This window comes from Neisseria sicca VK64 (assembly GCF_000260655.1).
Lineage (GTDB): Bacteria > Pseudomonadota > Gammaproteobacteria > Burkholderiales > Neisseriaceae > Neisseria > Neisseria sicca_B.
In genome coordinates, this window is the sequence record NZ_AJMT01000007.1 from 1 (window position 1) to 20988 (window position 20988).

The 20988-nt window shown below is 48.9% G+C and carries 15 protein-coding genes and 1 CRISPR repeat array (1 of these 16 only partly in view); of the genes, 11 read left to right on the forward strand and 4 right to left on the reverse strand.

Annotation, left to right across the window (positions count from 1 at the left end; genetic code table 11):
• From HMPREF1051_RS00365 to HMPREF1051_RS00380, 4 genes are all read left to right on the forward strand, one after another.
• Nucleotides 1-1387: OmpA family protein (locus tag HMPREF1051_RS00365; RefSeq protein ID WP_036490886.1), on the forward strand; the 1387-nt coding region annotated here is incomplete at its 5' end.
• 71 nt (nucleotides 1388-1458) lie between these two features.
• The gene (locus HMPREF1051_RS00370) at nucleotides 1459-1947 is read left to right on the forward strand and encodes an Hcp family type VI secretion system effector (RefSeq protein ID WP_003760091.1); all 489 of its coding nucleotides are present in this window, start codon (nucleotides 1459-1461) and stop codon (nucleotides 1945-1947) included.
• Nucleotides 1948-2018: 71 nt separating this feature from the next.
• The gene (tssH, locus tag HMPREF1051_RS00375) at nucleotides 2019-4838 is read left to right on the forward strand and encodes a type VI secretion system ATPase TssH (protein ID WP_003762842.1); all 2820 of its coding nucleotides are present in this window, start codon (nucleotides 2019-2021) and stop codon (nucleotides 4836-4838) included.
• A gap of 586 nt (nucleotides 4839-5424) precedes the next feature.
• On the forward strand, nucleotides 5425-5643 hold the full coding sequence (locus HMPREF1051_RS00380) for a YdcH family protein (RefSeq protein ID WP_003760086.1): 219 nt from the start codon (nucleotides 5425-5427) through the stop codon (nucleotides 5641-5643).
• Nucleotides 5644-5992: 349 nt separating this feature from the next.
• Here HMPREF1051_RS00380 and recB read toward each other — a convergent pair whose 3' ends face one another.
• The 3 genes from recB to HMPREF1051_RS00395 form a co-directional block, all read right to left on the reverse strand.
• Nucleotides 5993-9634, reverse strand: a complete 3642-nt coding sequence (gene recB, locus HMPREF1051_RS00385) for an exodeoxyribonuclease V subunit beta (RefSeq protein ID WP_003762846.1) — start codon at nucleotides 9632-9634, stop codon at nucleotides 5993-5995.
• Nucleotides 9635-10011: 377 nt separating this feature from the next.
• Nucleotides 10012-12003, reverse strand: a complete 1992-nt coding sequence (gene ftsH / locus HMPREF1051_RS00390) for an ATP-dependent zinc metalloprotease FtsH (protein ID WP_003762745.1) — start codon at nucleotides 12001-12003, stop codon at nucleotides 10012-10014.
• Between the two features lie 64 nt (nucleotides 12004-12067).
• Entirely contained in the window at nucleotides 12068-12688 is a 621-nt protein-coding gene (locus HMPREF1051_RS00395) for an RlmE family RNA methyltransferase (RefSeq protein WP_003762741.1), read from the reverse strand.
• A gap of 108 nt (nucleotides 12689-12796) precedes the next feature.
• On the opposite strand from HMPREF1051_RS00395, the gene yhbY reads away from it, so the two are divergent.
• The 7 genes from yhbY (at nucleotide 12797) to ubiE (ending at nucleotide 17135) form a co-directional block, all read left to right on the forward strand.
• Entirely contained in the window at nucleotides 12797-13081 is a 285-nt protein-coding gene (yhbY, locus tag HMPREF1051_RS00400) for a ribosome assembly RNA-binding protein YhbY (protein WP_003760073.1), read from the forward strand.
• A gap of 204 nt (nucleotides 13082-13285) precedes the next feature.
• Entirely contained in the window at nucleotides 13286-13552 is a 267-nt protein-coding gene (locus tag HMPREF1051_RS00405; protein WP_003760069.1) for a hypothetical protein, read from the forward strand.
• A 296-nt stretch (nucleotides 13553-13848) separates the two neighbouring features.
• Nucleotides 13849-15138: a CAP domain-containing protein gene (locus HMPREF1051_RS00410; RefSeq protein WP_003762832.1), complete on the forward strand. Its 1290-nt coding sequence runs from the start codon at nucleotides 13849-13851 to the stop codon at nucleotides 15136-15138.
• 97 nt (nucleotides 15139-15235) lie between these two features.
• The gene (locus HMPREF1051_RS00415) at nucleotides 15236-15523 is read left to right on the forward strand and encodes a cytochrome b6 (RefSeq protein WP_231286232.1); all 288 of its coding nucleotides are present in this window, start codon (nucleotides 15236-15238) and stop codon (nucleotides 15521-15523) included.
• 1 nt (nucleotide 15524) lies between these two features.
• Complete coding sequence (locus HMPREF1051_RS00420; RefSeq protein WP_003762839.1) at nucleotides 15525-15956, forward strand: gamma-butyrobetaine hydroxylase-like domain-containing protein; 432 nt, start codon at nucleotides 15525-15527, stop codon at nucleotides 15954-15956.
• A gap of 13 nt (nucleotides 15957-15969) precedes the next feature.
• Nucleotides 15970-16239 carry a hypothetical protein gene (locus HMPREF1051_RS14720; RefSeq protein ID WP_168166254.1) on the forward strand — a complete coding sequence of 90 codons (270 nt, stop codon included), beginning with the start codon at nucleotides 15970-15972 and terminating at the stop codon, nucleotides 16237-16239.
• A gap of 158 nt (nucleotides 16240-16397) precedes the next feature.
• Entirely contained in the window at nucleotides 16398-17135 is a 738-nt protein-coding gene (gene ubiE, locus HMPREF1051_RS00425) for a bifunctional demethylmenaquinone methyltransferase/2-methoxy-6-polyprenyl-1,4-benzoquinol methylase UbiE (protein WP_003760056.1), read from the forward strand.
• A gap of 39 nt (nucleotides 17136-17174) precedes the next feature.
• Here the strand turns inward: ubiE and HMPREF1051_RS13935 are convergent, their stop codons facing one another.
• Nucleotides 17175-17324 carry a hypothetical protein gene (locus tag HMPREF1051_RS13935; protein ID WP_003762792.1) on the reverse strand — a complete coding sequence of 50 codons (150 nt, stop codon included), beginning with the start codon at nucleotides 17322-17324 and terminating at the stop codon, nucleotides 17175-17177.
• A gap of 20 nt (nucleotides 17325-17344) precedes the next feature.
• A CRISPR array of direct repeats spans nucleotides 17345-20988; the repeat unit is 32 nt; unit sequence GTTTCAACACACAGCCGCCTGAAGGCGGCTGG; it runs 527 nt beyond the window's last position.

Here is a 20988-nt window from a genome sequence, read left to right on the forward strand (position 1 = left end):
GCGTATGCCTGATTCTGCAGTGAAGATGTCGAATTTAGTCGAGAGGTATGATGACACAGTATATATAAATATTTTTAATCCGGAACATTTATACACTGTAGTTTGGAATCTGCTTCAGAATATAGCCCGTAAACAAATCTCACTCAGCATAGAGCTGGTGTTGTCTCCCGCCATAAATGCCGATGTATCTATGATTATGCGGGGGTGGTTGCGCAATATATTGTTTTTGCAGAAAAAAATGGGTATATCTATACCTGTAAGTTTTGTTATTCGTGCTCCCTTTCTTTTCAAAGAGTCTTCAGATAAAAGAGAGCTATTTTTTGCCTTAAAAACTCAAGGCAGATGGAATGTATTAAATATTAATCAGTTTTTTACTGATTTTAAAGAAAGTCTGTCTATTGAGTTTTTACAGCAAAATAAACAATCAAACGGTTGTCAATATATATGGCTGATCGAGGCACTCAATTGCGTCGAAGAGCAATTGTTGAATCGTACAGACGGGGGGTGGGAATATGTCGATGTACGCAGCTTAAGCGTAGTTGACGATGGAGACTGCCAAGCCAAATCAGTATGGGCAACTTATATTTCTAAGAATACACAAGGGTTAATCCATTCTTTTAATAATTATCAAGGTAATCAATTTCAATATATTCATACCGAATTGTCAGATAAATATACCGTTTATCATAAAAATCATGCTATTGATATACTTTTTAAAGTATTATCTGTTTGTGCATTAGGTTTTTTATCTGCTTCGTTTTTCTCTATGAAAAACAATAGCCGTTTAATAGAACAAATCAGCCGGCATATAGAAAATGTTCGGTCTGAGGCAAATTCAAATGAGCGGCAACAACATTTGGTATTGCTAAAGCAGGATTTGCAATTGCTTGAGAAATACCGTGATGAGGGTGTACCAGCACATTTAGGATTAGGGTTATATCGTGCGGATTTATATATTCCAAAGTTAAAAGCCTTAATGCCGAAAGATCCTCCACCTTCAAAACCGATAAAACCGGAACCTGTGAAACCTGTAGTTATTACTTTAGACAGCTTGGCTTTGTTTGAAACAGGTCAGTTTGAACTAAAAAATAATGCCAATAAAGCATTGATTGGTGCATTAAAAGCAATTGAGTCACATCCTGATACACGAATTTTAGTTGAAGGACATACTGATAATGTTGGAAATCCTGTTTCTAATCAGCAATTATCAGAAAAGCGTGCTCAATCGGTCAAAGATTGGTTGGTTATCTCTTCTAATGTTCCGGAGAGTCGGTTTGAGGTTAAAGGATTGGGTGATACCAAGCCTATTGCAGATAATCAGACGGAAGAAGGTAAGGCCAAAAACCGTAGGGTTGAGATCATACTGATTCCGGCTGTAAAACAGTAAATTTAATGCAGCACAAGTTGCTTTAAGCCTCACAACTTAAGGCGTTTTCAATAAAACTAAGGAGTAAAAATATGGCAATTCCTGCTTATATGTGGTTGAAAGACGACGGCGGTTCCGTTATTAAAGGTTCTGTTGACGTCAATGGTCGCGAAGACAGCGTTGAAATCGTTGAGTTTCTGCACAATGTCCGTATTCCTACGGATGCCAATACTGGCAAACTGACAGGTACTCGCGTTCACGAACCTATCGTATTGTTCAAAGAATACGATGCTTCTTCACCATACCTGTACAAAGCAGTAACAACTGGTCAAACTTTGAAAGAAGTAGAAATCAAGTGGTACCAAATTGACGCTTCTGGTCAAGAGAAAGAGTATTTCAATACCAAACTGGACAACGTTAAAGTTGTAGCAGTAGGTCCTGTAATGCACAATATCAAAGACCCTGCTCGCGAACGTTACAATCACTTGGAACGCGTTGAATTGCGTTACGAAAAAATCACTTGGACTTATAAAGACGGAAACATCATTCATTCCGACAGCTGGAACGAAAGCCGCGCTTAATAATCCACATAAAGTGCTGCCTGATAAAGGTAGCACTTTTTTATAACACATTTTTACATCAGGGATATCAAATGTCTGCACATGATCAAGCATTATTATTACGTCGTCTGAACACGCATTGTCAGCAGGCGATGGAAGCTGCAGCCGGCTTATGTCAAACACGAGGTCATGCCGAAATTACGGTTGACCATTTATTTATCAAATTGCTCGAACTAGGGGATGGAGACGTTAATGCCTTATTGAGGCGTTACGAAATTGATTTAGAAAATATTTGGAATCCTTTGTTGAGTACGATGGACAAACTTCCACGCAATGTTCGTGGTAATCCTTCTTTGTCTAAATCATTGATTAGTTTATTGTCGGATGCATGGTTGTTGGCAAGTGACGAAGGTGCATCTGAGATCCGTTCAGCTTTCCTGTATCAGGCATTGCTGAAATCTCCTTACCGTCTGATGACGCAGGAAGCATGGCCCTTATTAAGCCTGACTGAAACACAGATAGGTCGTCTGAAAACCTGGTTGGACGAAGTTTCTATCGAAGGTGAGAATAATACATTTGCGCAGCCGGCTTCAGAAGAAGGTCAGCATACAGTTTCAGCAGAATCTAAACCCCAACAAACCGCTACAGCAGGACAAAACGATGCGCTTGCACGTTTTACCGTCAATTTGACTGAAAAAGCCACTCAGGGCGGTATTGACCCTGTATTTGGACGCGAAACCGAAATCCGTCAAATGATGGATATTCTATCGCGTCGCCGTAAGAACAACCCTATTTTGGTTGGCGAACCGGGTGTCGGTAAAACTGCATTGGTAGAAGGTCTGGCATTGAAAATCGCTTCAGGCGAGGTGCCTAAGATATTGGAAAACACCCAAGTATTGGTTTTGGACTTAGGTCTTCTGCAAGCGGGTGCGGGGGTGAAGGGTGAATTTGAACAACGCCTGCGCAATGTTATCGAGGCTGTTCAGAATTCTGAAGAACCCGTTTTATTATTCATCGACGAAGCGCATACGTTAATCGGTGCTGGAAACAGTGCAGGCGGCGCGGATGCAGCCAACCTCTTAAAACCGGCCTTGGCGCGGGGTGAATTGCGTACCATCGCAGCGACAACCTGGAGCGAATACAAACAATACTTTGAAAAAGACGCCGCGTTGGAACGCCGTTTCCAAATGGTCAAAGTTGACGAACCCGATGATGAGGCTGCGTTCACCATGCTCCGCGGTTTGAAGCAACGTTATGCCGCTTACCATAAAGTTCATATTCAGGACTCCGCCGTCATCGCAGCTGTACAACTTTCCCGAAAATACATTACTGGTCGCCAACTGCCGGACAAAGCCGTAGATTTGTTGGATACGGCAGCCGCACGCGTCCGCATGAGTTTGGATACCGTGCCTCATATTTTCGGTTTGATGGATGCCCAAATTTCTTCACTGCAGCGCGAACTGGAAGCATTGGATGCCGACAAGCAATTGGGTCGTCTGAATGCATCGCAGCAAGATAACATTCGACAAGTTGAGCAAGAGATTGCCCAGTTGAATGAAGAGCGCGAAGAAATGAACCGCCGATATCAGGAAGAAAAACAATTGGCGGATGAAATCCAATCCTTGATGGAAGCGGCCAAGAATACAGAATTGACTTCTGAAGAGCGACAAGCCGCGCAACACAACCTGACCGAGAAACAGCAACAGCTTGATGCCGTTGTCGCCGGCAAACCGTTGATTTTCACCAGCGTTGATGAGACCGTAATCGCCGATATTATTGCCGATTGGACGGGTGTCCCCGCAGGCAGCGTTCTCAAAGACGAACTGGCCAACCTGCTGCAACTGGAAAGCCTGCTTGAGAAACGCGTGGTTGGGCAAAGTGAAGCCATTCATGCTATCGCGCAAAGTTTGAGAGCCGCTAAAGCCGGTTTGAAAACCAACGATTCCCCATTGGGCGTATTCCTGTTGAGCGGTCCGTCCGGCGTAGGCAAAACAGAAACGGCGCTGGCTTTGGCAGATGCGCTGTTTGGCGGCGAAAAATCGCTGATTACCATCAACCTGTCCGAATACCGCGAAGCACATACCGTTTCCCAACTCAAAGGTTCGCCTCCGGGTTATGTCGGTTATGGCGAAGGCGGCGTTTTGACCGAAGCAGTACGTCAAAAACCTTACAGCGTCGTATTATTGGATGAAGTTGAGAAAGCCCATAAAGACATTCTCAATCTCTTCTACCAAGTCTTTGACAAAGGCATGATGCGTGACGGCGAAGGTCGGGAAATCGATTTCAAAAATACCGTTATCTTGATGACGTCAAACTTGGGTGCGAACGAATTGACCCAATTGCTGCAACCGCAAGAGCCTGAAGAAACAGAAGAAGCTGTTGCAGAAGAGGGTAAAGAGCAAAACGCGCAAGAACAGATTGTGGACACTGAAGTCGAACTTTCTGCACAAATGCCGGATGGCTCGTCTGAAAACGCCTGCGTTTCAGACGACCCTGTTGAAACCGATGAAACGCCTGAATTTAGTCTGGAAGAGTTGGCAGAAGCGATTCGTCCGATACTGACAGACCATTTCCAAGCTGCTCTGTTGGCGCGTATGCAGGTTGTTCCTTATCGTCCGTTGGAAAAAGAGGCATTGGCTCAAATCGTCAGACTGAAGCTGGACAAAATTGCTGACCGACTGTACGAAGCCCATCAAACACGCCTCAATTACAGCGAAGATTTTGCAGCGCTTCTGGCTGATTCTTGCACTACCGGCGACAGCGGCGCACGCAATATCGACCATTTGCTCAACCGCCAAGTCATGCCTGCCATCGCGCAAAGCTTTTTGCAATGGCAGCAAACCGCAGGGCATATGCCTGAACATGCAAAATTGGAGTTGGGTGAAGACGGAATAGACGTTTTATTTGAATAATGGGAAGAGAATAGGTCGTCTGAAATCATTATGTTGTTCAGACGACCTTCATTAATCTTTCACTTTATTGATAACGCATCCCGAGAGTTATTAGAAAGGTCGTCTGAAAAAAGCTTTTCTTAGTTCAGACGACTTTTTATAGTTAACGCATTATTGAAACCCATTATATAGTGGATTAACTTTAAATCAGGACAAGGCGACGAAGCCGCAGACAGTACAGATAGTACGGAACCGATTCACTTGGTGCTTCAGCACCTTAGAGAATCGTTCTCTTTGAGCTAAGGCGAGGCAATGCCGTCCTGGTTTAAAGTTAATCCACTATATTTGGATTGCGGCTTAATCAGATTTTATGCAGTGTATTGATAAATATTGAGAAAATAATGTCTTGTTACTCTCTTTATATTGTGTCAAAACACGGATATTTAAAAGCTGTTCTACGAACAAATGGGTTTGATATCGCTCAGACTCAACCTGATAAAAAAGGCTGAATAAAAGTGATAGCTTTGTTATAATGAAACTATAGAGATTTCCATCAGTTTCTTGGCATTGCGCCGTTTTATCCATATCAACGAAAGAGGAAAACAAAATGTTTCCAGAATATCGCGATTTAATTTCAAAATTAAAACAAGAAGATGCGCATTTTGCACGATTGTTTGATGAGCATAACGAGCTGGATGACAAAATTACCGGTTTGGTAAACAACCCTGTTACCAGCGGCTCTGAAGAAATCGAAGAGTTGAAAAAAGCTAAATTGAAACTGAAAGACGAGTTGTACGCTCTTCTGCAAAAAGCAGCAGGCAAATAATTCGAGTTTCTCAGGTCGTCTGAAACCGATATCGGGATTTCAGACGACCTTTTTGTTTGCGGGTGAGACGTAGGACGGGATAAGGCAAGGGAAGTACAGACAATAAACAGGTGCTGGTTTATTGCATGAATACAAAGCAAAGGTCGTCTGAAAACGCTTGCGCGTATAGTGGATTAACTTTAAACCATTACGGCGTTGCCTCGCCTTAGCTCAAAGAGAACGATTCTCTAAGGTGCTGAAGCACCAAGTGAATCGGTTCCGTACTATCTGTACTGTCTGCGGCTTCGTCGCCTTGTCCTGATTTAAAGTTAATCCACTATATATTTTCAGACGACCTTTTTCATTCCATTTACAGCCATTGTGCTAAGGATTCGGTATCCAAGTCCCATTGCCAGATGCCGTTGTCCGTGCCGTCCAATCCGCGCAGGAAGAGGTATCGGATGGCGATTTTGGGTAACGGCTTGCCACGCAGTTTGAAATAGCGGGCCACGGCGATGGCGTAGATGAGTGCTTGCAGGTAGTAGTGGTGCTCTGCTACGGCTTCGTTCATGGCTTGTTGCGTATAGGCTTCGGCGCTGTCGCCCAGATGGTTGGATTTGTAGTCGATGATGCATACGAGGTCGTCTGAATCTTGGCAGACCATGTCGATGAAGCCGTTGAGAAAACCTTGTACGTCTTGGAAATCCAATCTTTCCGCGGCTTCGATACATTCCGGCGGCAGTGAACTGTTTTCACGGGCAAACCAGCGGCGCAGGTCATGGAGTTTGAAGTCTTCGGTGTAGAGGGTGAACCCCATTTCCGGAAGGTGGCGTTCGGGTGGGATTTCAGACAGGCTTTGTGCAACAAGGCGCGTTTTGCGGCAGGTGTCGAGCATTTGCTTGACGGCATCTGTCCAGAGTAGGTCGAAACCGTAGCGGGTCAAGGTTTCGCTAATCAGGCTGCTTTGGCTTTCGGCGCTTTGGGCAAAGTTGAATTTTTCCAACATTTCATGCAGACAGACGCCGGCGTTGGCGCCGCGCGGGAAATGGTGGATGTCGGTGTTTGGGAGGTCGTCTGAAACGAGGAGGGCGGTTTCAGACGACCTTTCTGTGTCGGCGGCGGTTTCTGCGGGATCGAGTGCGGGTTGTAATTCTTCGCGCTCGTCGTCTCGGGTTTTGACTTGGCGGCTGAGGCCGGTAAAGCTGGTATGCCTGATGAACTGAAATCCGCGGGCAGGGATAACGGCGGCTTGATAGAGGTCGTCTGAAAGATGGCGGTTTTGCGCGGCAGCAGGTTGCGGCGCGTCTTCGGAAAAGCTGAAGTCGGTATGTTCGGGGGGATTGTTGAGGAAACGCAGCCAGTTGTTTTTCAGCATTTGCAGCTCGCCTAGGGCTTTGTTTGCTTTGCGTTCTTGGTCATAGGCCCGGCGGGTATCCGCCCGATTGCTGTCGGCGCTGCCTTCAAGCAGGTAGGCAAAAGGGGAATCGGCGGTATCGCCGCAATGGGCGGCATAAAGGACGAGCTGCTCTTCGGCACGGGTCAGCGCGACGTACAGCAGGCGCAGGCGTTCTGCCATTTCTTCGTCGGCAAGGTGGATGCGGTCTTCTTCGTTGAGTTGCGATTTGGCAAGCAGTTCGGTGGTGTGGTCGGCGGTGTGGAGGATTTGCCAATCGGCGGGCTTCATGTCTTTCGCGTCCCAAACGAAAGGGCAATAGACCAAAGGATATTGCAAACCTTTGGAGGCATGCATGGTGACGATTTTGACCAGTGCTTCGTCGCTTTCAAGCCGTAACAGTCCTGATTCGCCGACAGAGCGGTCTTGCGCGAGGCTGATTTGGTCGTTGAGCCATTGATGCAGGGCGGCGGGGCTGAGGCTTTGTCCTTCTTCTTCGGAGAGGCACTCTAAAAGCTGATGGAAATTGGTGAGGCCGCGCTCGTCGCCGCGTGCAAGCAATCCGGTTTCGATGCCGTGCAACGAGGAGAAGTGTTGCAGCGCGGCATAAATCCCGCTTTTCCGCCAAATGGCAACGGATTCGGCGGAGGTGTTTATCCAGTTTAATAATTCGGCTTCGTTGCGGTTGAGTTGATACAGGGCTTGCGCGTCGTAGCCGAACAATGTGCCGGATAAGACAAAGCGCAGAGAGCCGATTTGTCCGGGATTGAGCCAATAATCCAACAGCGCGGCAAGGGCGAGGGCTTCGGGCGTGGTGAAAACCGATTCTCGCGACAGCAAAACGCTTTGTATGCCGCGCGTTTTCAGCGCTTTTGCCACCATCACGCCTTCGTTAAACGTCCTGACCAAGACGGCAATGTCGCCCGAAACGACCGGCCTGTCTTTGAATTTCAGACGACCCTCGGCAGCTTCGTTGAGCGTGTGGGCGATTTCGTCGGCGCAATATTCGGAGGCACGGCGGCGCAAGATGTCTTTGTTGAGTACTTCGTCGTCTTTGCCGTTGAGCCAGCGTATCTGTATGGCAGTTTGGGGCGGCGAAAGCCGGCTTTCGGAACGTGCGGCGCCGACTTCGGTATAGTCTATGCCGTCCAAGACGAAAGGGCGGTTTTTGCAGCGGAACAATGCGCCTATGCCGTTAATCAGCTTGGCATGGCTGCGGTAATTGGTCGCCAGCGTGTAGCTGTGTTGCGCGTCGGCTGCGGCTTGCAGATAGGCGTAAATGTCGGCGCCGCGAAAGCTGTAAATGGCTTGCTTGGGGTCGCCGACTAGGAATAAGGGCTTGTTTTGGCTGATGAAGATTTTTCGGAAAATCTCGTATTGCAGCGGATCGGTGTCTTGAAATTCGTCAATCAAAGCGATGCGCCAGTTTTGCGCTACCGCCTGAGCCAGTGAATCGGCCTGCGGGTTGTTGGTCAATGCGTCATAAACATCAAGCAGCAAATCGTCGAAACCGCGTTCGCGCTTGGATTTTTTCTGTTTGCTCAGACTGGCATTAAGATGGTCGAGCAGGTCGAGGTGGAGCAGGGTAAGCGTATCTTCTTCAGCTTGCGTAATGGCAGCCGAATCTGCGCCGAGATTCGCCAATATCTGCAAATCGGCAAAGGCGGCAGCATCAGGAGTATTGCCTTTTTTGACTTTGGACTCTAAGGCTTCTGCGGCAAACATGGGCAGCTTTTCTGCCGTCGTTTTGCTAAAAGAAGGAAGGGCATCGGATTGGGAGGCGGATTGGAGTTCGAGAAAGACGGTTTTGAATGTTTTTTCTTGGTATGAGTTGCCATTTAATATCGGACGGATGCGCCAGAATGTTTCTTCCAAAGCATCCAGTTTGGAACGCACTTTTTCCCATGTTTTCCGAAAGTTTTCCTGCGCGGCGACTAGGTCTGCTTCGGGTCGTCTGAAAACCAAATACGGACGGCTGACGAACTTTTGTATTGCCGCCAGCATGGTTTGCGGCGTTTGGTGGCGTTGAAATACCAGCTTCGCCAAAACGGGATGATTGACGATGCGGTCGCGCCAAAAATCTTGAGCGGGAATCAGCAGGCGGTCGCGGTTGTCTTCGGTCAGCTCGACATCCATAGGCGCACGACACAAAAACGCATAATCGCGCAAAATGCGTTGGCAGAAGCCGTGAATGGTATAAATCGCGGCGTTGTCGAATTGCCCGATGGCAGCCTTGAGGCGGACAATCAGCCGCGACCGACTTTCTTGAGCCAATGCCTGTTTGAGCAAACCGGTCAGAAACACATCGCCCGGATGATTGTCTCGGCAGTATGCTTCAAGGTCGTCTGAAAGATTGCCCGTATCCTCCACGCTCTCCAAAGCCTGCAATACTTCGTCCAAACGTGCGCGTAAACGGGTTTTCAATTCCGCCGTAGCAGCCTTGGTAAAAGTAACGGTCAAAATGCTTTCGACAGGCATCTGCTCAAGCACGACCAAGCGCGTGAACAAAGCCGCAATGCCGTAGGTTTTGCCCGTACCGGCAGAAGCTTCAATCAGATTGGTACCTGCTATGGGGATGTTTAGGGGATCGAAGGCTGGAATGGAGGCGTTGGCGGGCATGATAAAAGGAGGGAAGTACAGACAGAAGGCGTAATCATAGCAGAGGTCGTCTGAAAACGGTGGGGAGCTTGGGGGGGTGAAAACGGGCTTTGGCTTGGTTGTATGGCAGGCTTGCGATTTTCGGTTGCGTTCCGTTGGATTTATAGTGGATTAAATTTAAATCAGGACAAGGCGATGAAGCCGCAGACAGTACAGATAGTACAGAACCGATTCACTTGGTGCTTCAGCACCTTAGAGAATCGTTCTCTTTGAGCTAAGGCGAGGCAACGCCGTACTGGTTTAAAGTTAATCCACTATAATTGTTGATATCAGCCCTAAAATAGGGTGAGGCAAACAAGAAAACGGCAGCTTTTAGGCTGCCGTTTTCTTTAGTGCGATTAAGCTTGGTCTTCCGGTTTGTCAGATAACTCTTGGGCTTTATCAGTTGGCTCTTGAGCGGTTTCTGTGGAAGCAGGTTCATGCTGACTGACTGCTTCTGGAGATTGTGTTGCCGCTTTGGTTTCAGATTGTTCCGGATTGTCTTGACGCAGATTGTGACTGTAGTCTTTAGGCGGGCTGGGTTGCTTGCCTGCCATAATTTCCAGCACTTGATCGCGGTCTATGGTTTCCCAATCCATCAAGGCTTTGCACATAATTTCCATCTTATCGCGGTTTTCATCAAGGATTTTGTAAGCTACTTGATACTGCTCATCCAAGATGCGGCGAATTTCTGCGTCGATTTCTTGTTGGGTTTTTTCGGAAATGTTTTGGGAACGGGTAATGCTGCGTCCCAAGAATACTTCGTCTTCATTTTCCGTATAAACCATTACGCCCATTTTATCGCTCATGCCGTAACGGGTGACCATCTCGCGCGCCATTTGGGTGGCACGTTCGAAATCGTTGGATGCGCCGGTAGAAATACGGCCGATGAAGATGTCTTCGGCAATGCGTCCGCCAAACAGAATCGACAATTGGCTCAGCATTTGGTCTTTATACATGCTGATACGGTCGCGTTCGGGAAGCTGCCAAGTCAAACCGAGCGCACGTCCGCGCGGCATGATGGTCACTTTGTGAACCGGATCGGTAAACGGCAGGCTTTCGGCAACAATCGCATGACCTGCTTCATGGTAGGCGGTCGCACGTTTTTCGTCTTCGTGCATTACCATGCTGCGGCGTTCGGGACCCATATAGATTTTGTCTTTGGCATCTTCAAAATCGCTTTGGTCAACTTTGATTTTGTTGCGGCGGCCTGCAAACAGGGCGGCTTCATTGACCAAGTTGGCCAAATCCGCACCGGAGAAGCCGGGTGTGCCGCGTGCCAATGATGTCAAATCCACGGATTCGTCCAAAGGTACTTTTTTCGCATGGACTTTCAGGATTTGCTCGCGACCGCGGATATCGGGCAGCGGAACAACAACCTGACGGTCGAAGCGGCCGGGGCGTTGCAATGCCGGATCCAGTACGTCGGGACGGTTGGTTGCGGCGATGACGATAACGGTATGATTGCTTTCAAAACCGTCCATCTCGACCAAAAGCTGGTTCAAGGTTTGTTCGCGTTCGTCGTTGCTGCCGCCCAAGCCGGCACCGCGTTGACGGCCGACAGCGTCGATTTCGTCAATGAAAATGATACAAGGGGCGTTTTTCTTCGCTTGTTCAAACATATCGCGCACGCGGCTTGCACCGACGCCGACGAACATTTCAACAAAGTCGGAGCCTGAAATGCTGAAGAACGGCACACCGGCTTCGCCTGCGATGGCTTTTGCCAGCAAAGTTTTACCGGTACCCGGGCTGCCTGCCAGCAAAATGCCGTGCGGAACGCGGCCGCCCAAGCTTTGATAGCGGTTGGGGGATTTCAGATAATCAACGATTTCTTGTACTTCTTCTTTTACTTCATCACAACCGGCAACATCGGCAAAGGTAACTTTATTGGTTTCTTTGTCCATCAGGCGGGCGCGGCTTTTACCGAAAGAGAATGCGCCGCCCTTGCCACCGCCGCCGTTCTGCATGCGCATGAAGTAGAACCATGCGCCAATCAGCAGCAATACCGGCAGCAGGCTGAAAACCAGGCTGGTAAAGATACTCGGTTTTTCTTCAGGGATAACGTTGACGCGGACTTTATTGTCCAAAAGCGTTTTGACCAAATTATCGTCTAAAGGCGCATTGGTGAAGAAAGTGGATTTATCGGTACGTTCGCCTTTGATCAGATAGCCGATGATGGCGGAGCCTTCGATTTTGACGTTGCTCACTTCACCGTTGTTTACCTGTTGGATAAATTGAGAGTATTCGATTTGCTGCTTGTTTTCCTGCTTGCTGGTCAGTGCGTTGAACGCAGCCATCAAACCGACGCACAAAGCGACCCATAACAGGATGGACTTAAAGGTATTCCCCACTTAGCCAGACTCCATGATATTAAGATAAACGAAAGGAAGATTTTAAAACACGCTGCCTGTATTGTCAGCGTTTATTTTTTCCTAATAAATAAATCTCACTGGAACGATTGCGTGATGCTTCGGGCTTGCGCGTCTGCACCGTTCCGAAGATTTCGCGCATGGCTGCCATATATTCCTGATAGCCCGCTCCCTGAAATACCTTCACCAAAAAGCTGCCGCCCGTTTTCAAATGATTGACGGCAAAGTCCAAAGCCAGTTCGCACAAGTAAAAGCTGCGGGCTTGGTCGGTTACGGCGTTACCCGACATATTGGGTGCCATATCGCAAATTACAAGGTCTAGCGGGCGGGCGTCCAGCAGGGTTTCAAATTGCGCCAATACTTCGTCCTCCCTGAAGTCGCCCTGAATAAAGGAAACGCCTTCTATTTCATCCATAGGCAGGATATCCAATGCGAACACGCGCCCTGAATTGCCGACCAGTTTTGCTGCTACTTGTGACCAGCTTCCGGGCGCGCTGCCTAAATCCGCCAAAACCGTGCCGGGTTTGATTAATTTGTCTTTTTCGTTGATTTCCAGCAGTTTATATGCAGCGCGGGCGCGATAGCCGTCTTTTTGCGCCATGTGGACGTAATGATCGTTGACGTGTTCGTGAAGCCAGGCTTTTGATGATTTTGAACGTACTGCCATAATTTATTTAATGATTTAGAGAAACGCCGTATTGTACGTTATTTTCCCCCGAGATTGCGCCAAATCGCGTACAATGCCGCATTATTCTTTCTTTTCAAGCACTAGAACATGACTGACAATAAATTAAGTACCAAAGAAATTTTGGAATTGAAAGCCCGCGCCCATCACCTTCATCCTGTTGTAATGGTGGGACAGCAAGGTTTGACCGAGTCCGTTATCAAAGAAACCGATGCCGCCCTGACGGCGCATGAGTTAATCAAAGTCCGTGTATTTGGCGACGACCGAGCCGAGCGCGTTGAAATTTGCAATGCGCTGTGCGAAGCCGTCGATGCGCAACTGGTTCAGCATATCGGCAAACTGTTGGTGTTGTGGCGTAAAAACTTGGAGGTTTGATTCTTCAAGAGCATATTCAGACATCTTAAGGACAGATGTACAAAAGGTCGTCTGAAAATATTTATGACTCTTACCAAGTGTTTTTGTTATGCGCTCGTAAAATCAGGAAAATCGATAAACTCTCTGAGATTGATTACTGTCAATGGGAACATACCCGCAGTTTTTAAAGCTGCGGATTGGCTATACTAACGATAGGAGCACATCATGAAAGCATTATCTGTTGCACTGGTTTTATTGACTTTGGCAGGCTGTCACAATACTTGGAACGGCGTTCGGGAAGACGGTTCACGCATTATCGGGCGTTCTGTCAGCGGTATTGGGCACGGTATCGGTAAGGCAGGTCAGGCATTGGAACGTACCGGCAGCAGAATCGACAATCGCCAACAAGTACAGCCTCAAATGTCCGGACAGAATCAATATCCCTACCCGGCGCAGAACCAATATCCTGAGCAGAATCAATACCAATACTAAGTCTTTTTTTAGTACCGACCCCGATTACATGGTTTGTAGTCGGGGTTTTGGTTTTTCAGACGACCTTTATCCTGTATGATTCGGGATTGGCAATGAAATGGGCATATCTTTAGCCGTCTTCTTACTTATAGTGGATTAACTTTAAACCAGTACGGCGTTGCCTCGCCTTAGCTCAAAGAGAACGATTCTCTAAGGTGCTGAAGCACCAAGTGAATCGGTTCCGTACTATCTGTACTGTTTGCGGCTTCGTCGCCTTGTCCTGATTTAAATTTAATCCACTATCTATTTATAACAATATGAAAAATCTCATTTTCTGGCTTGCGCTGTTGGCTGCGGCTTTCAGTTTTTTTTATTATCAGCAAAACCATAGAATTTCTCATACCGAGCTGATTCATGCTGAGTCGCCGCATGACAGGTCTTCCGTGTCTTCATTCGGCGGATTGGCTTACCTGAATTTTTTGCGTGCAGGCGCGGGGCTGCCGACTTTGGCGCATTCGTCGGTTTTAGAAAAGTCCGCCCGCAATCATGCGCGTTATTTGTTGCAGAACCCTGAAGACGGTCATGACGAACGTCATCGCAGCAATCCGTTTTTTACCGGTTACCGCCCGAATGAACGCGCCCGCAAGGTAGGTTATCTTTATGATGGCGTACATGAAAATATCACCACCGGTTTTTATCCGTATCCTGAAGATATGGATACCAATTTGCCGGTTCAGCAGCAGATTGACGGTTTGATGACCGCTATTTATCACCGCTTCTCTCTGTTGGAACAAGGCATTGATGAAGCCGGTGCGGCATTTGAGCATCGTGATGGGCGCATATCGGTCGCCATCAATCAGGGAAATCATCAGTTTAATTTTTATTGCGGTTTAGGCAGGGTTTATCCTGAACCGGGACGGCGTTACTATCAAAATGCCTGCAACAACAATGCCATTGTTTATGCGGACGAAGTCAAGGCGCAACGCGAGTTCTTATATGTCGTTTATCCGCAAGGTGATTTTGCCATGCCGGATTTTCACGGCGAACACCCCGATCCCATGCCGAGACACGAATTTACCGGCAATCCGGTCAGTATCGCTTTTTCGGAATCTGCCGGAAAAATCAAAATGCGGTCGTTCAAGCTTTATCAGGGCAAATCCGAGATAGAGAAGGTCAAGGTGTTGACGGCAAGCAATGATCCGAATCAAACGTTTTCTGATCGTCAATTTGCCTTATTTCCTTTATTGCCTTTGGAATACGATACCGCGTATCGTGCCGTATTCGAGTATGAGCGCAATGGCAAATCTGAAAAAGCCGAATGGACGTTCCGAACGAAAAAGCCTGATTATCCTTACTTTATCGTTAAAGGTGGCGAAAAATTGGCGGTTGAATCGGGTAAGAAATATTTCATTCATTGGAAGGATTTTTGGTGTCAGCGGGAATGCGAAGAGTATGTTTACCGCCAACGCGGCAAAGCGAAACTCGAAGTCATGGAGCGTCAGATCGGCGGTATGGTGGTACGGGTTACCGGAGACAAAGGCGATGATGTCCGGTTAACGCCGAAAGAAGAAAACGATAAGGCGGTCTTACTTTATATCTGGCAATAGGCAATCAAGGTCGTCTGAAACCTAAACAGGTTTTCAGACGACCTTCTTTATATGCAACAAGACAAAGCAGGGTGGGGCAAGATACTTTATTGTTTGGGTGAACCGTAAAACTGTTAGAATAGCGGAAATTTTATTTCTTGTTTCTCAAACAATGATCCGCCATCCGAAAATTGCCGCCCATACGCGTTATGCCTTTATCTGTATCGGACTGATGATGCTTTCTTTCCTGATATATGTGGTTTTGGCAGTGTTTGATTTGGGCTTGGATATGTCGATGCGGATTGAGTTGACCCGTTTTGCGCTCATTTTAATCTTGCTGTTTGCGTTTTTAGGCGGCGTTTTTTCAATCTGGGTAGCGGTGCTGCGAAAGAAAATGGGGGTATGACATGAACCAAGTTGATAACAACATTCCTGAAGAAATCCGTTTGCAACATGACCGATCGGCTTTGGTTTTGGTTTATCGCGGTGAACGTAAAACCCTTCCTGCCGAATTTCTCCGCGTTTATTCTCCCAGTGCCGAAGTGCGCGGACATGGTGCGGGACAAGATGTCTTGCAGACAGGTAAAGCAGAAGTTACGATTTCTGATTTAGACCCTGTCGGTCAGTATGCGCTCAAAATTACTTTTTCAGACGGTCATAATAGCGGTTTGTATGACTGGGCTTATCTTTATAAATTGGCTTACGATTATGATGCGCTTTGGCAGGATTATCTTCGCAGGTTAAAAGAAGCCGGAGCTTCCAGAATACCGAGTGCCGCTGACCTTGTTGCCGGTAAAAAGCATTCCTGCGGCAGCGGCGGTTGTGGCGGGCATCATTGATTACTGAGCGTGTTTGTTCTTTTTGAAGCGGCATTGTGACGGACAGCAGGATGTCGGCAAAGCAGGCTCTGTTCCTCGCTTGAAAAAATATATCAGCCTGTCGGATGTCAAACAAAATCGGCTGGAAAGATACGGTCTTGAGGGTACAATGCCACTACACGGGGGCAAGTTGCGCTGCTATCTGAATAAAAAAGATTATTTAGCCATCCATTTGATAGACTATACCAAGCAGGTCCGCAAAAAGCATATCGTGAATGACGATAAAAATGCCATCACCTTCTGAGATGAAATTTCAGCATTCGGCGTAGCCATGGACAAATTGAAAGACAGGTTTGCCTCTCAATGATTAAACTTTCAGACGACCCCTAGAGCAAGGTCGTCTGAAAATCGAAATACCGTTTGAACCATATTGATTTCAGATTATTTTAGGAAAGCACCTCTATGAGCGACCACAAAACCCATTTCGGTTTCACTACCGTAAACGAAGAAGAAAAGGCAGGTAAAGTGGCCGAAGTGTTCCATTCCGTAGCCAAAAACTACGACATCATGAACGATGTCATGTCTGCTGGCCTGCACCGCGTTTGGAAACATTTCACCATCAATACCGCCCGTCTGAAAAAGGGCGATAAAGTGCTGGATATCGCCGGCGGTACCGGCGACCTGTCGCGCGGCTGGGCCAAGCGTGTGGGCAAAGAAGGCGAAGTGTGGCTGACCGACATCAACTCATCCATGCTGACCGTCGGCCGCGACAGACTGCTGAATGAAGGTTTGATTCTGCCCGTGTCGCTGGCCGATGCCGAAAAGCTGCCGTTTCCCGACAACTACTTCAATCTGGTTTCCGTTGCTTTCGGTTTGCGCAACATGACCCACAAAGATGCCGCACTCAAAGAAATGTACCGTGTGCTCAAACCGGGCGGAACGCTCTTGGTGTTGGAATTTTCCAAAGTCTACAAACCACTGGAAGGCGCATACGATTTGTATTCCTTCAAACTGCTGCCGGTCATGGGCAAACTCATTGCCAAAGACGCAGACAGCTATCAATATCTGGCAGAATCCATCCGCATGCACCCCGATCAGGAAACATTGAAACAAATGATGCTGGATGCCGGTTTCGACAGCGTTGATTACCATAATATGAGCGCAGGCATCGTAGCCTTACATAAAGGTGTGAAATTCTGATGCCCGAATCGGCTGACCTATCTGTCTGATGCCCATAGCCTATTCCAAAGTATCGGGCTTATGTTGATGGCTGAAAAAGGTCGTCTGAAGACCGATTGATAAGGTTTTCAGACGACCTTTGTTGTAAGAAATCTCTGAGTTGTACTGATATATAGCTGCTTGAAGGCGGCTGGCTACGGCGTTTCGCATAGATTACCCTTACTTATTCAGTTTCAAAACCCAGCCGCCTAAAGGCGGCTGGCACAGGCTTCCGCCGGTTTTCCAACGGATAAATAGGTTTCAACACACAGCCGCCTAAAGGCGGCTGGCGCCATCGGCGCGATTCCGCGCGTATGTGTGACCGTTTCAACACACAGCCGCCTAAAGGCGGCTGGTAATTCAAAGATGGGCGGTTCTGATGATATGGGTAAGTTTCAACACACAGCCGCCTAAAGGCGGCTGGTTTCGGGAAATTTCGATGTTACTATCTTCGTAGTAGTTTCAACACACAGCCGCCTAAAGGCGGCTGGAAAGATTTAGGTGAAACAAATGGCTAAAGAATTGTTTCAACACACAGCCGCCTAAAGGCGGCTGGCGTCTATCAGGCGGGGATGTTGGGTTATCAGAATGTTTCAACACACAGCCGCCTAAAGGCGGCTGGTTCAGATTTGCGCGGATAAGGTGCGGGTATCGGCGTTTCAACACACAGCCGCCTGAAGGCGGCTGGTCCAATCAACGGTGCACCAGGTGTATTATTCAGACGTTTCAACACACAGCCGCCTGAAGGCGGCTGGTTGCGGCTTCTGTCGTCTGCGTTTTGTACGGGTTGTTTCAACACACAGCCGCCTGAAGGCGGCTGGGAAGTGTTTGCCGCCGTGATGGACGTTTCGGGCTTGTTTCAACACACAGCCGCCTGAAGGCGGCTGGGTCTGAAATGGATTTAAGAGAACAGATTGTCGAAGTTTCAACACACAGCCGCCTGAAGGCGGTTGGGAATACGGCGATGAAGCTAAAAAAGTGGAATTGGTTTCAACACACAGCCGCCTGAAGGCGGCTGGCCGCGTGAGGTTTACCTCTGATGCGGTGGATTTTGTTTCAACACACAGCCGCCTGAAGGCGGCTGGGTTATTATGAGAGTACCAAGCCTGAAATCTTGGCTGTTTCAACACACAGCCGCCTGAAGGCGGCTGGTTGATTTCCTTTCAGTCAAAAATCAGGGTTAATGTGTTTCAACACACAGCCGCCTGAAGGCGGCTGGGAAGACCGACGCAACCGCCGCGAAGACGACCGCTGTTTCAACACACAGCCGCCTGAAGGCGGCTGGCCCCAACTGTCATGCAGCGTTACCCGCTGGATTTGCGGTTTCAACACACAGCCGCCTGAAGGCGGCTGGTTGTTTTTATCGGGAAATGCGTAAATCTCTTTAGTGTTTCAACACACAGCCGCCTGAAGGCGGCTGGATACAGCGGTTCGGTCAGTATTTTGACGACGTTTTGTTTCAACACACAGCCGCCTGAATGCGGCTGGCAAATCTCATCAACACCCCGGCTGCGTAGGGCACGTTTCAACACACAGCCGCCTGAAGGCGGCTGGGCGGCAGAAGGCCGCCCTTATTCTGTATAACATGGTTTCAACACACAGCCGCCTGAAGGCGGCTGGCAGCGAGCTTAGTCAAGTCGTCAGTTTGGGCGGGTTTCAACACACAGCCGCCTGAAGGCGGCTGGGGCAAGCAGGCAGGCATGACCGCCGAGGAAATCAAAAGTTTCAACACACAGCCGCCTGAAGGCGGCTGGGGGTATCAGTAGAAGTGGTACTACACACAGCGAAGGTTTCAACACACAGCCGCCTGAAGGCGGCTGGTTTTGAGAAACGATGTTGCGGGCATTGTTGGTTAGTTTCAACACACAGCCGCCTGAAGGCGGCTGGGGACGAATCTCAGCAGATGTCTGAGCGCGTACTGGTTTCAACACACAGCCGCCTGAAGGCGGCTGGACAAGCTGGGCAATACCGAGCTGACCAAGTTCAGGTTTCAACACACAGCCGCCTGAAGGCGGCTGGTCAGTTCGGCTTCGTTCACGGTCATGCCGTCATGGTTTCAACACACAGCCGCCTGAAGGCGGCTGGCGGTACGAAATATTCCGATGCGAAAAGCCTGAGAATCGTTTCAACACACAGCCGCCTGAAGGCGGCTGGCTGATTCGTCGGTTGACGGTGATGTGGAAATGGCGTTTCAACACACAGCCGCCTGAAGGCGGCTGGCTGTACTTCCATGGCGTCCCGATTGAGTATTGTCCAGTTTCAACACACAGCCGCCTGAAGGCGGCTGGAATTGTCGTGGTAGTCGTTCGCCAATCCTGCGCGGGTTTCAACACACAGCCGCCTGAAGGCGGCTGGTTTGCATAAATAATCGAATTAGGCGACCACGAACCGGGTTTCAACACACAGCCGCCTGAAGGCGGCTGGTAACCCACATTACTACGCAAAAAGGATGAAAAATGTTTCAACACACAGCCGCCTGAAGGCGGCTGGTTCAATCGGCGGCAGCGTTACCGCCCGCGACGAGTTGTTTCAACACACAGCCGCCTGAAGGCGGCTGGTTTCGCCGGGGAACGCCCATGCGCCCGTTATTTTCGTTTCAACACACAGCCGCCTGAAGGCGGCTGGAAAATATAAAAATACCCACTTTAAAACCGCTTTAGTTTCAACACACAGCCGCCTGAAGGCGGCTGGCGCGCCACAAACATCTTCCAATCAACTTTCTCTAGTTTCAACACACAGCCGCCTGAAGGCGGCTGGCCGTTCGGAAATTCTGCGTCTTCGACAGCATGGCAGTTTCAACACACAGCCGCCTGAAGGCGGCTGGCTGGCAAACGGCAAAAGGGGCGGCGTAGCCGTTGAGGTTTCAACACACAGCCGCCTGAAGGCGGCTGGAATCGCTCATACGACCGCCCATAAAAAAAGCCCGTGTTTCAACACACAGCCGCCTGAAGGCGGCTGGCGGCGCATCGTCCGAAACTGCGACCGGCGCATATAGTTTCAACACACAGCCGCCTGAAGGCGGCTGGAGTTTAGATCGGCAGGTTGGAAGTATCGCGGTGCGGTTTCAACACACAGCCGCCTGAAGGCGGCTGGGGATTTGCCCATGTATTCCGCGATGGTATCAAGCAGTTTCAACACACAGCCGCCTGAAGGCGGCTGGTACTTCCGCTTTCACACCAACGGCGCGACGCTACTGTTTCAACACACAGCCGCCTGAAGGCGGCTGGTTCAATGCCATTTAAACTGCCGGTATCAATGGAAGTTTCAACACACAGCCGCCTGAAGGCGGCTGGATCGCGGTAGATGGGGTTTTGGATTATGTAACGCGGTTTCAACACACAGCCGCCTGAAGGCGGCTGGGTCGCTTTTTTTGTGCCTGTTGCAGCATATGCCGATGTTTCAACACACAGCCGCCTGAAGGCGGCTGGCATCGGCGTCGCCTCGTGCGCCGCCTTTTACTTGTGTTTCAACACACAGCCGCCTGAAGGCGGCTGGTTCTTGCATATCTTCAGCTACGTCGATTCGGGTTACTGTTTCAACACACAGCCGCCTGAAGGCGGCTGGTTGACTTTCCATTCGCCCACGCCCAAACGTTCGGGTTTCAACACACAGCCGCCTGAAGGCGGCTGGCATGTCGAGCTGGTTGAGCCACGAGGGGAGGTGGGTTTCAACACACAGCCGCCTGAAGGCGGCTGGCTGCGTTTGGTTATCGAGAAGCGCAAAGACCAAATGGTTTCAACACACAGCCGCCTGAAGGCGGCTGGCCATGCCTGTTTTGCGCAGGGTATCCGAAACGTCGTTTCAACACACAGCCGCCTGAAGGCGGCTGGTTATC